Source organism: Acinetobacter kyonggiensis (genome assembly GCF_900107285.1).
Taxonomy (GTDB): Bacteria; Pseudomonadota; Gammaproteobacteria; order Pseudomonadales; family Moraxellaceae; genus Acinetobacter; species Acinetobacter kyonggiensis.
In genome coordinates, this window is the sequence record NZ_FNPK01000005.1 from 190,116 (window position 1) to 202,136 (window position 12,021).

The window sequence follows — 12,021 nt, forward strand, 5'->3', positions numbered from 1 at the left end:
AGCCAGTTTTTTTCTTTGCAAAAGATTGGCTATGATCGACCCGAAATTAATCCGAAATAATATTGAGGCTGTAAATTTAGCCTTAGCAAAACGTGGCGTACAGCTGAATGTAGAAGAGTGGGCTTCGCTTGAAGCGCAGCGTAAAGAGCTTCAATCCAAAACTGAAGCTTTGCAGGCAGAGCGTAATTCGGGTGCTAAACAAGTTGGCCAAATTAAAAAATCTGGTGGCGATGCATCCGAAATTATGGCGCGTATGGCAGCCATTGGTGATGACATTAAAGCTGCTGAAGTTGCGCTTGCTGCATTACAAACCGAAATTGAAAATAAAGCGTTAAGCATTCCAAATATGCCGCATGAATCTGTACCTGAAGGTAAAGATGAAGACGATAATGTTGAAATCCTAAAATGGGGTACACCGCGTCAGTTTGATTTTGAAATTAAAGATCATACGGACTTGGGCGAATGGATGGGTGGTTTAGAGTTTGAAACTGCCACCAAACTTACAGGTACACGTTTCAGTGTTTTAAAAGGGCCATTGGCGCGTTTACAACGTGCATTGACTCAGTTCATGTTGGATACGCACACCTTGAAAAATGGCTATACCGAAGCGTATGTGCCATATTTAGTCAATGCTGATTCTTTACGTGGTACAGGTCAACTACCTAAATTTGAAGAAGATTTATTCAAATTACAAGGTGAAAAAGAACTTTATTTAATTCCAACTGCCGAAGTGCCTGTGACCAATTTCGTGCGTGATGAAATTGTTGATCCAGATCGCTTACCGTTAAAATATGCAGCGCATACACCCTGTTTTCGCAGTGAAGCAGGGTCATATGGCCGTGATACTCGCGGTTTAATCCGTCAACACCAATTCGACAAAGTTGAGATGGTGCAGATTGTTAAACCTGAAACATCAATGGACGCACTTGAAGAATTGACGGGTCATGCAGAAGGTATTTTGCAAGCCTTGGGTCTTCCATATCGTAAAATCATTTTATGTGGTGGCGATATGGGCTTTGGCGCAATCAAAACCTATGATTTAGAAGTTTGGGTGCCGAGCCAAAATACCTATCGTGAAATTTCAAGCTGTTCATGTATGGGTGACTTCCAAGCACGTCGTATGAAAGCACGTTACCGTGTAGACCAAAAGAAAACTGAATTCGTCCATACTTTGAATGGTTCTGGTTTGGCCGTTGGTCGTACATTACTGGCAGTGATGGAAAATTACCAACGTGAAGATGGTTCTATTGAGATTCCAGTAGCACTTCGTCCGTATATGGGTGGTACAGAATTTATTGATTAATCAGTAGCTTGATTATTAAATAGATGAATGGCACAGTTTTGTGCATGAAAATTGCTTAAGACAATCAGATCTAAAATATTGAGGTAGTCCGTGGATATCTTTCCAATCTCTTTAAAGTTGCAACAGCAACCTTGTCTGATTGTCGGTGGCGGGCATATTGCCTATCGTAAGGCCGTCCTTTTGGCAAAAGCGGGTGCAGTGATTCATGTGATTGCCCCTGAAATTGAAAGTAATTTACTTGAGCTTGTTGAATCAAGCCAAGGGCAATATGTTCAAGCACCTTTTAGTTTAGATATTCAACTGCGCAATTATCGTTTGGTGATTGCAGCAACCAATGATAAAGCGACCAATATTCAAGTTTTTGAAGCCTGTGAAGCAGAAAAAATATTGGTCAATAGTGTGGATGATCCTCCGCATTGTCGTTTTATGGTTCCTGCAATTATTGACCGTTCACCTTTGGTGGTTTCAATTGCGACCAATGGTACATCTCCCGTGTTGTCGCGCCAAATTCGAACCCAGCTTGAAGCAACAATTCCACATGGGATGGGGAAATTGGCTGATTTTTCTGGACAATGGCGTGCTAGCGTTAAAGCGAAAATTATCAATCCAGATGAGCGTCGTATTTTTTGGGAGGACTTGTATGCCAGCCCACTCAAAGAACAGGTGTTTAATGACAATATTGCGGAAGCAAATCGATTAATTGAGCAGGCATTGCTAGAGTGGAAAACACCTAAAGGTGAGGTCTATTTAGTGGGTGCAGGGCCGGGCGATCCTGAATTATTGACCTTAAAAGCCTTACGCTTAATGCAGCAAGCGGATGTGATTATTTATGATCGTTTGGTCTCTCCTGCGATTTTAGAATTATGCCGTCGTGATGCAGATAAAATCTATGTTGGAAAAGCACGTTCCAATCATAGCGTTCCTCAAGAAGGCATCAACGCTTTATTGGTGGAATATGCTGCAAAAGGTAAGCGGGTATGTCGTTTAAAAGGCGGAGATCCATTTATTTTTGGTCGTGGTGGTGAGGAAATTCAAGAGCTGTTTGCGGCGGGTGTGGCTTTTCAAGTCGTCCCCGGGATTACCGCAGCATCGGGCTGTTCGGCTTATGCTGGTATTCCTTTAACACACCGTGATTATGCTCAAAGTGTTCGATTCTTAACAGGCCATTTAAAAGAAGGTTCACCCGAGTTACCGTGGAAGGAACTGGTTTATGAAAACCAAACCTTGGTGTTGTATATGGGCTTGGTGGGTTTAGAAAAAATATGTGCGCAATTAATTGCACATGGTCAGCGTCCGAATATGCCCGTTGCCCTTATTTCTAAAGGCACGACACCAGAGCAAAAAGTTGTGGTGGGAACTTTGGCTGATATTGCATCGAAAGTGACAGAACATCAAATTCAAGCGCCAACCCTCACTATTATTGGTGAGGTCGTCAGTTTACGTGAACAATTACAGTGGCAGGGCTAAACAAGCCCTGTTGCATTGAAAGAGTAGAGAAATCTTGTGATTCATGTTGTTTTATATGAGCCTGAAATTCCTGCGAATACAGGAAATATCATTCGTTTATGTGCCAATACCGGTGCGCAATTGCACTTGGTGAAGCCATTAGGTTTTGAACTGGATGATAAAAAGCTCAGACGTGCAGGCTTGGATTATCATGAATGGGCGCATATGAAAGTATGGGAAAACTTTGCTGAATGTGTCGCGCATTTAAAAGAGCAGGGTATTGAAAATGATGCGATTTATCCTTTAACCACCAAAGGTTCTGAAACGCCACATACTTCAAATTTAAACCGTCCAGTAGCATTGTTAATGGGGCCTGAAACACGTGGTCTTCCTGAAAGTGTACGCATGATGTTCCCAGAAAAACATTGGATTTGTTTGCCAATGGCAGCAAATTCACGCAGTTTGAATTTATCGAATGCGACTGCAATTATTCTTTATGAGGCATGGCGTCAACAAGGTTTTGAAGCATTAGTTTAAAAACAGATGGTTAAAAAGCTGCTTCAAGCAGCTTTTTTTATGTTTAAATTTTCGGAAATATGAATAATAATTGGCTACAGAAAACATTAAGCATATAAAAAAGACGCATAAAGCGTCTTTTTTATTGAATGAATCAGCAGGTTAGTGTGAATCATCAAATTCGTTATGCTGTGGTGCAGGTTGTTTAAAACCTTTGGTTTTATAACCTAAGTATAAAATACCGAACATTGCCCACCATAAACCATATTTTAATGAGGTTTCTTCAATTTCTAGCCAGAGTGCAAATACACTGATAAAGCCAAGTAATGGAACAACCACAAAGTTTAAAATGTCTTTCGTATTTTTGGTACGCCCATCACGTAATGCATAACGTGAAATGACCGACAAATTGACAAAGGTAAATGCAGTTAAAGCACCAAAACTGATTAAAGAAATCACAGTATCCAGATTCATAAAACCAGCAGTTAAAGCAACAACGCCTACAATTAAAATATTGTATGACGGGGTGAGGCTTTTAGGGCTGATATGACCAAAGATTTTCTTGTTAATCACGCCATCACGGCCCATGGCAAACATGAGGCGTGATACACCAGCATGCGCTGAAATACCCGATGCCATAACCGTCACGATTGCAAAAGCCAGCACATAAGATTGGAATAGTGAACCGCCAACCAACATTAAAATGTCAGGTTGAGTAGCCGCTACATCTGCAAAATAGGTTTTTGGATCATTCGGGAAGTAAATTTGCATGAAATAGGTGCTGACAATGAAAATCACACCTGCAATTAAAGCAGTTAAGAAAATCGCTTTAGGCAAGGTCTTTTCAGTATCTTTGGTTTCTTCGGCAAGTGAACTGAGAGAGTCAAAACCAGTGAAAGAGAAACACAGTAAGGTTGCACCAGTAACCAATGCACCGACTGAAGTTAACTCATTCCAAAATGGCTCAAGGCTCCAAAGCTGATAACGTTGCTCAGCAGAAATAGGACCATCTGCATTAAAACCTGCTTGTAGTTTGCTATAAACCAAATAGGTAAAGACAGCGATCACAACCAGCTGAATCACTACGATTAAACTATTAAAGTTGGCAACAAAGCGCGCACCTTTTAAGTTTACACCTGTCATAAATGCAGTCAGTATAATGACCCATACCCAGTGGTTTACATCTGGAAACAATGCTTCAAGATAAATCACAGCAAGAATGATGTTGACCATTGGTGATAATAAATAATCTAACCAAGATGACCAACCGACCATGAAACCAACATTGGGATGAATCGATTTTTGGGCATAAGTATAGGCCGAACCCGAAGACGGGTAGCGACGAATCATATGACCATAACTTAGAGATGTTAATAAAATTGCAACGAGTGCAAATATGTAGGATGTCGGTACGTGAAAATGACTTTCTTCCGCGACTAAACCGAAAGTGTCAAATAACGTCATGGGCTGTATATAAGCTAAACCAATAATAATGATGTGCCAGAGTCCCAGCGTTTTTTGTAGTTTAGCTACCGATGGAGTCCCAGAGATATTTGTCAACGGCGTTATCCTCTTAATCGTTGATCAAGGATCAGTCATGTTTATAAGGATCGTTTGAGACGAACGATCCCCCCTATATGAATAAAACAAAAGTGCGCCAATCTACTCCAATTGGATACCTTTTGCCAATCACTTTATAAACTTTTTATAGCATGAAATGTGCCATTTAATAAAAAACGGTCGTTGATTTTCACAAAGGAAAAGCCTGATGCTTAAAAAAACATCAGGCTAATTTTTCCACTATATCCGCTTATTTTTCAATATTTACCAAGCTTTTTCTAACAGTGCTTTTAAGTCACTGAAGGTCGCTTCTTTAGGGTTGTAAATAATAGATCCATCATTTAAAGCCTTTTCTGCGACTTCATCTAATTGTACTTCAGAGACTTTACCCGTTTCACGTAAAGTACGTGGTAATTTGGTGAGGGTATATAAACGATCGCGCATGGTTAAAATAGTTGCAATCGCTTTATCGGCACGTAAATGTGCAGGTGTTTGTGCAAAAATATCTGCCCCAGCTAAAGGAAGTAGTAGGTCTGCAATTTTGTCACCATTTACTTCTTTATTATATTCAAGTACATATGGTAGGAATAAATTCATGCATAAGCCGTGGGGCAGGTGTGCTACAGCACCTAAAGCATGTCCTAATGAATGCACTAAACCAACCATCGAATTAGAGAATGCAATACCTGCCATGGTTGAAGCTTGCGCCAATTCAAGGCGACCAAACTCATCTGTTGGATGGTCCAGTACCTTAAATAAATTATTGCTTACTTTTTTGATTGCAGCAGTGGCATAAGCATCACTGATTGGATTTGCAGCCATGCAAGTATAGGCTTCAACCGCATGCGTTAGTGCATCCATAGCGGTCATAGCGGTTAAATGGGGGGGTAAAGTTTGCGTCATACGCGGGTCAAGAATCGCTGCATGGGGCATCAAATAATAAGATGCAAATGCCATTTTGACATTTTTTTCCAGATCGGAAACCACAGCAACCATAGTTACTTCAGAACCAGTACCTGATGTGGTTGGAATCACAAAAAATGGTTTCAGTGCTTTTGGAAGATTGTGCGCACCTGAAAATTTCAGTAAGTCGTCACCACCTTCAGTTACCAAAATATTGGTCGCTTTTGAAGTGTCAATCACAGAACCGCCACCGACAGCAATAATCGCATCACAATTATTTTCACGATAGGCTTTTGCTGCACTACGCACTGTTTCTACGCTTGAATCGGGTGGAACATCATCAAAAATATAGCCAATCACGGCATCTGTAGATTCAAAAGCTGCTTCAATTGGAGCAAGTAGATGATTACTACGTACGCCTTTGTCGGTAATGATCAGTGGGCGTTTTGCACCTAAGGTTGCAAGTTCAAAAGGAATATGTTCTAACGCGGCATGACCTGCGATGACTTTTACTGGGCAGAAAAATTCGTAATAAGGCTTAGCCATGTTATACACTCCGTTTAAAATAGGATTGAGCCACTTTCAAATAAATATTTGCAGCTCCTGTTAATTTTTCTTTTAGGCTTAATTCACTTGGATATTGTTTTACAGCAAGCTCGGCTAAGAGTTTAGGTAAAATAAGTGATTCCATTTTATTTAAACAACGCACCAGACGAATGGCATATGCTAAATCGCCATCTGCAATCATGCGGTCATGGGCAAAGGCTTGAGCAGTACTTTCTTGGAAAGAAAATACTAAAAAAGCATGACTTAAATGCTTAAAAGTAATGGTTAAATCAGGCTTAGTTGCTACGGATTGTAGTAATTTTAATTGATGGTCTTCCGTGACTTTTGCAATAAAAGCGGGGCCATTGGGAAATACTTTCATCGAAAGAACAAAACCAACAGGGAATTTGGCAACTTCCTGTTTTACTTCTTCATCGACTTGGCTCGCCATGACTAAACCTCTGCCAATGACATCCATCATGAGTTTGACATAGGTTAGTTGTAAAGCGGGCTTTACGGATTTGGTTGAAATCACTCGCATATCCCTTATCTAAAAAATATTTATTAGTTTAGAGTAAATACTCTAATTTATTTTTATCGCAAAAGCAAAGTTATTGTTGCATGACTTGGACTTTATTAAAGTAACCGCTGTGATCTAAAGTTTCAATCACATCCGCACATAAATCATTAAAATCAGGATAGTTTTCAACCAAGTCCATGACGCGAACCATTTCTAATCCTGCATAGCCACATGGATTAATGGTGTGAAATCCAAACAGATCACAATCAATATTGAGTGCAAGGCCATGATAGCTACGTCCTTTGCGAATTTTAAAACCCAATGAGCCAATTTTACGTTCATTGACATAGACGCCCGGTGCATCTGGTTTAGCATAGGCTTCAATGTGGTATTTTTTCATTAGGTCGATCATTAAATTTTCAGCATAGGAAACTAACGTGCGGACGTTCCAGCCTAAGCGATTTAAATCAAACATGAAGTAGGCAACCAGCTGACCCGGCCCATGCCAAGTGACTTGTCCACCACGATCCGTTTGTACCACAGGAATCGTACTCGACATTAGAATATGTTCTGGTTTTCCTGCTTGCCCTTGGGTTAAAACATCATGATGCTGCAAAATCCACAGTTCATCTGGGGTGTTTTCATCACGGGTTTCAGTTAACTTTTTCATGTCCTGAAAACGGTCGAGATAAGGGGTAAGTTGATTAAATTGACGGATAATTAAATTAGGTTTTAGAACAGCATCAGTCACGTGAAGTGCGTCCATAAAAGTTTAAATATGAGAAATGATTATAATGAAATTGGGGTGAGATGGGAGATGATACCCAGATGATTTGCTATTTTTATTGGTATGGATTCAATATTTTTCTGCATACATAAAAAAACACGCTTCGAGGCGTGTTTTTTATATTGATTAAAGTGCTGTTTTAATCAATGTGCAGGCGGCTAAATCTGCATATAGTGCATGAACTTGTTCAAGTTCCACAAAAATAATTTGTGCCGTTAACGAGTGATACTTACCTGTACGCGATGGTTGTACTTTGATGGTTGTACTATCAAAATCAGGGAAGTGTTTTACTAAAATTTCCACTACAGCACAATGTAAATCTTCATGCGCTTCACCAATCAATTTGATTGGATAATCCATAGGGAAAACCCATAGTTCTTCTTGAAGTTCACGTGATGGTGTACGGTCTAACATCGTCATGAGAGCCAGTCCTCATATATCAAACGCCTGCGTGAATGCAGGCGTTGTATTTCTCTTAGATACTTAATGGAGACTGACATTTAGATTTCAAGTCTCCATCGGTATCATCAAAAATTAGTCATTTTCTAAGAATGAACGTAAGTGTTCAGAACGAGAAGGATGACGTAATTTGCGTAAAGCTTTGGCTTCAATCTGACGAATACGTTCACGTGTTACATCAAATTGTTTACCCACTTCTTCCAAAGTATGGTCAGTTGGCATATCAATACCAAAACGCATTTTTAAGACTTTCGCCTCACGTTCAGTCAAGTTTTCCAGCACTTCACGTGTTGCTTCTTTTAAGCCTTCTGAAGTCGCAGCATCAATTGGAGAGGTAATATTACCATCTTCAATGAAGTCACCAAGATGCGAATCTTCGTCATCACCAATCGGTGTTTCCATCGAAATTGGTTCTTTGGCAATTTTAAGCACTTTACGTACTTTAACTTCGTCCATTTCCAGGCGTTCACCTAATTCTTCAGGTGTTGGCTCACGGCCCATTTCTTGAAGAAGTTGACGAGATACACGGTTGATCTTGTTAATGGTTTCGATCATGTGTACTGGAATACGGATGGTACGTGCTTGATCGGCAATAGAACGTGTAATCGCCTGACGAATCCACCAAGTTGCATAGGTCGAGAATTTATAACCACGACGGTATTCAAACTTGTCTACGGCTTTCATCAAACCGATGTTACCTTCTTGAATCAAGTCAAGGAATTGCAAACCACGGTTGGTATATTTTTTCGCAATCGAAATTACCAAACGTAAGTTTGCTTCAACCATTTCTTTTTTCGCGCGACGTGCTTTTGCTTCACCAACAGCCATACGTTTAGAAATGTCTTTAATGTCTTTAACATCTAAGCCCAATTCTTTTTCGATATCGGCAATTTTTTGCTGGAATGCAACAACATCTGGACGTACTTTTTCTAAGTAACCTTTTTGATCAGCAGGTGCTTTAGCAATTTGTTCATCTAACCAAGCTGGATTTGACTCTTGACCTGGGAATGATGTACGGAATTGAGTACGATCCATACGACCACGACGAACGGCATAACGCATTACTTCACGTTCAGCTGTACGAATTTGTTCATGCGTACCACGAATCATTTCTGAAATGATTTCAAATAAACGTGGAGTAAATTTGAACATCATAAACACAGTCGCAAGTGCTTCAAGCGCTTCATCTGCTTGTTTGCTGTTACGACCATGCTTTTCAATCGCGACTTTGGTTACTTTCCACGCATCTTCAAGTTCAGTGAAACGAACACGTGCAATTTCTGGATCTGGACCAGACTCACCTTCAGAATCATCATCACTTTCAGATTCTTCTTCTTCGTCATCGTCCAATTTTACATCTTTAGTGGTTTTAGTCGTCGCTTCATCATTTTCAACAATTTCAGCTTCTTCTTCTAAAACTTCTGGAATTTCTTCGTCAGATTCTGGGTCTAAATAACCAGATAAAATATCAGCAAGACGACGTTCACCTTCAGCAACATCGCTATATTCTTTTAATACAACTTCAACTGCATTCGGCCAATACGCAATCGAATGAAGAACGTCACGAATACCTTCTTCAATGCGTTTCGCAATGCTAATTTCGCCTTCACGCGTTAATAGTTCAACCGTTCCCATTTCACGCATGTACATACGTACTGGATCGGTGGTACGACCAGGTTCGCTTTCAACTGAAGCAAGAACAGCTGCCGCTTCTTCTTCAGCGACTTCATCGGTTGCTTCGGCATTGTTACCGTCGAACATGGTGTCATCAGATTCAGGCGCACGTTCATGCACTGGAATGCCGACATCTTGAAGCATTTGAATAATGTCTTCAATCTGTTCGCTTTCCGTGATCGAGTCTGGGAGATGATCGTTAACCTCAGCGTAAGTTAAGTAACCTTGCTCTTTGCCTCGGCTAATCAGAGCCGCTACTTGCGAAGTAGGGGAAGTCATATCGCTCATCTTTGCTTACTCTTCGTTGAATCTGTGGCAGTGAAAAACCGTGCATGATAGCACAATTCGCTTAAAATTGTTTTGAATTGCTTGCTCAAATGCTATTGGGAAATAGCATTTTGATTTAACAATTGTTTTCAATATTGGGTTGGAATTTTTTTTTTCAAGTCTCTTGCATGGAATGCATTCAAAAATATCTTAATTTTTTATTGGCATTCTAATTAAAATTTTACATACCCATAAATACACAATTTTAGGGTCAAAAAACAAGTGTAAATTGAATTTGTTAGAATAAAAAGTAAAAATAACTTGACAAGATTTGCTAACAAAGATAAATAGCGCCTAGACCCATTTACTTTTTTCACCATGAGGTGGTTTTAGTGTCTTCTACAGATTTCGAATTAGATGATAGCTACAATGATGATGATGTTAGTTTTGATGAGGCATCAAGCAAAATTAGTGCTAAAGAGTCGTTAGAAAAACGTCGTCTAATTGATGACCTTCTCGCACAACGTCGTTTAGAACGTGAACTGAAAGATTTTGATTATGATCTTGATGATGATGACGGCTTTGATGACGATGAAGACTAAATTGTGATTCAGCATAGCGCACTAAAATGCTATGCTATCCACAGTTATTTTACTGAACTTGGATTTTAAATGAGTGCTTTAGATTTAGACTTATTGAGCGAATATCTAGATGGTGACCAAAATGAACATGGTCTAGATTTTGCGGCAACTCATGGTTTTTTATGTGCAACTGCGGTTGGACCAACTTTTGATAAATGGCTCGATGAACTTTTCGATAACAATCAAAAGAAAGTACCAGCTGAAATGATTGTACAAATAAAAGCATGGTTAGAAGCAATTCGTCAAAACTTAGCCAATGAAGAGGGAATTGAGTTTCCTTTTGAAATTGAAGAAGCTGATGTTGAGTCAAGTTTAGGCGATTGGAGTGTTGGCTTCGTTGATGCCATGTTCTTAAATGAAGATGCTTGGTTTACACCTGAACATGAAGATCAATTGGTGGATTTAACTTTACCAATGATGGTATTTAGTGGTGTGGACGATGAAGATCCGCAAATGGAATCTTTCCGTCGCAATGGTCAGCTTATGGACGAAATTGCAGAAGAAATTCCAGAAAACTTAAATGAAATTTATTTAATGTACCACACGCCAGCGTGATGTTACATCTTGCGCCGCTACAATCGCGGCTCATGTGTCACACACCAACTTAATTCATTGAAATCAAAAAAACACCTCAATAGAGGTGTTTTTTTAGCGTTATATTTGTGATGGTGGTATTTATGGTTTTAGTTTTCGTGCACAGATCTTGGCATACCAACCAAAACTAACAAAAAAGATTACAGCATGAATTAAAATGAGCAGCAGCATTACAATTGCGATCAGAATTAAACCTGTATTTTCAACGGTTTTTAATATATTTCCCGTAGTAGGATCGACCAAGCTATATAAGAACACCAGTATGCTGGAAATGAACAATGAAACGATGGTGCAACCCCAAACCAATTGAATTTTCTCATCAGAGTTGGGAATACGTTGTTCCCGTTTAACAAAATGTCCAGCTGCAATCAGTGTAGGTACACTGGTTGAACCCGTTAAATTGAGTAAGCTGAACATGATACCTAAGAGTAATAATGCGATGCTGTAAACAGCAGCAAAGTAGATCAAATAATGTTTTATCAATTAAATTTTCCCCAATTAGGGCGTGTCATCAATTAGGTTGATAAAATCTGACGCGTCCTTATTATTCTCTTATGACTAAACGCTATGCATTAAGAGACGATCAATGGGAACAGATTAAAGATCTGTTACCTGGACGAACAGGTACGGTTGGTGTAACCGCCAAAGATAACCGATTATTTGTTGAAGCAATACTATATCGTTACCGCTCAGGTATCCCGTGGCGAGACTTGCCTGAACGCTTTGGTGATTTTAGAGTCGTGCATACTCGCTTTAGCCGCTGGGCTAAAACAGGCGTGTGGCAGAGAGTTTTTGAAGTGCTGTC

At 39.8% G+C, this 12,021-nt stretch carries 13 protein-coding genes; 6 read left to right on the plus strand and 7 right to left on the minus strand.

Going from position 1 to position 12,021, the window contains the following annotated elements; genetic code table 11:
• Positions 1-31: 31 nt before the first annotated feature.
• From serS to BLV99_RS06245, 3 genes are all read left to right on the plus strand, one after another.
• Positions 32-1,303, plus strand: a complete 1,272-nt coding sequence (gene serS, locus BLV99_RS06235) for a serine--tRNA ligase (RefSeq protein WP_092688788.1) — start codon at positions 32-34, stop codon at positions 1,301-1,303.
• A 90-nt stretch (positions 1,304-1,393) separates the two neighbouring features.
• A complete protein-coding gene (gene cysG / locus BLV99_RS06240) occupies positions 1,394-2,770 on the plus strand; it encodes a siroheme synthase CysG (protein WP_086183246.1) in 1,377 nt (458 codons plus the stop codon).
• Positions 2,771-2,806: 36 nt separating this feature from the next.
• Positions 2,807-3,286, plus strand: coding sequence for a tRNA (cytidine(34)-2'-O)-methyltransferase (locus tag BLV99_RS06245; RefSeq protein WP_086183245.1), 480 nt, complete (start codon positions 2,807-2,809; stop codon positions 3,284-3,286).
• A 141-nt stretch (positions 3,287-3,427) separates the two neighbouring features.
• Here BLV99_RS06245 and BLV99_RS06250 read toward each other — a convergent pair whose 3' ends face one another.
• The 6 genes from BLV99_RS06250 to rpoD all read right to left on the minus strand — a co-directional run bounded on the left by BLV99_RS06250 (position 3,428) and on the right by rpoD (position 10,002).
• Entirely contained in the window at positions 3,428-4,825 is a 1,398-nt protein-coding gene (locus BLV99_RS06250; RefSeq protein ID WP_086183244.1) for an APC family permease, read from the minus strand.
• Positions 4,826-5,089: 264 nt separating this feature from the next.
• A complete protein-coding gene (locus tag BLV99_RS06255; protein WP_092688791.1) occupies positions 5,090-6,274 on the minus strand; it encodes an iron-containing alcohol dehydrogenase in 1,185 nt (394 codons plus the stop codon).
• Between the two features lies 1 nt (position 6,275).
• Complete coding sequence (locus BLV99_RS06260) at positions 6,276-6,809, minus strand: hypothetical protein (protein ID WP_086164343.1); 534 nt, start codon at positions 6,807-6,809, stop codon at positions 6,276-6,278.
• A gap of 76 nt (positions 6,810-6,885) precedes the next feature.
• Entirely contained in the window at positions 6,886-7,560 is a 675-nt protein-coding gene (lipB, locus tag BLV99_RS06265) for a lipoyl(octanoyl) transferase LipB (RefSeq protein WP_425283521.1), read from the minus strand.
• A gap of 147 nt (positions 7,561-7,707) precedes the next feature.
• Positions 7,708-7,995, minus strand: a complete 288-nt coding sequence (locus BLV99_RS06270) for a YbeD family protein (protein ID WP_086183692.1) — start codon at positions 7,993-7,995, stop codon at positions 7,708-7,710.
• Between the two features lie 120 nt (positions 7,996-8,115).
• Complete coding sequence (rpoD, locus tag BLV99_RS06275; RefSeq protein WP_092688797.1) at positions 8,116-10,002, minus strand: RNA polymerase sigma factor RpoD; 1,887 nt, start codon at positions 10,000-10,002, stop codon at positions 8,116-8,118.
• A 371-nt stretch (positions 10,003-10,373) separates the two neighbouring features.
• Between rpoD and BLV99_RS06280 the strand changes: the two genes are divergently transcribed.
• Positions 10,374-10,583 (plus strand): PA3496 family putative envelope integrity protein, encoded by a 210-nt coding sequence (locus tag BLV99_RS06280; protein WP_004651227.1) that lies wholly within the window; start codon positions 10,374-10,376, stop codon positions 10,581-10,583.
• A 69-nt stretch (positions 10,584-10,652) separates the two neighbouring features.
• The gene (locus tag BLV99_RS06285) at positions 10,653-11,177 is read left to right on the plus strand and encodes a YecA/YgfB family protein (protein WP_004651228.1); all 525 of its coding nucleotides are present in this window, start codon (positions 10,653-10,655) and stop codon (positions 11,175-11,177) included.
• Positions 11,178-11,297: 120 nt separating this feature from the next.
• On the opposite strand, the gene BLV99_RS06290 is transcribed toward BLV99_RS06285, so the two are convergent.
• A complete protein-coding gene (locus BLV99_RS06290) occupies positions 11,298-11,699 on the minus strand; it encodes an ABZJ_00895 family protein (protein WP_244516289.1) in 402 nt (133 codons plus the stop codon).
• A 71-nt stretch (positions 11,700-11,770) separates the two neighbouring features.
• On the opposite strand from BLV99_RS06290, the gene BLV99_RS06295 reads away from it, so the two are divergent.
• Positions 11,771-12,021, plus strand: a 251-nt coding sequence (locus tag BLV99_RS06295; protein WP_139243526.1) for a transposase, incomplete at its 3' end; no start/stop codon positions are given.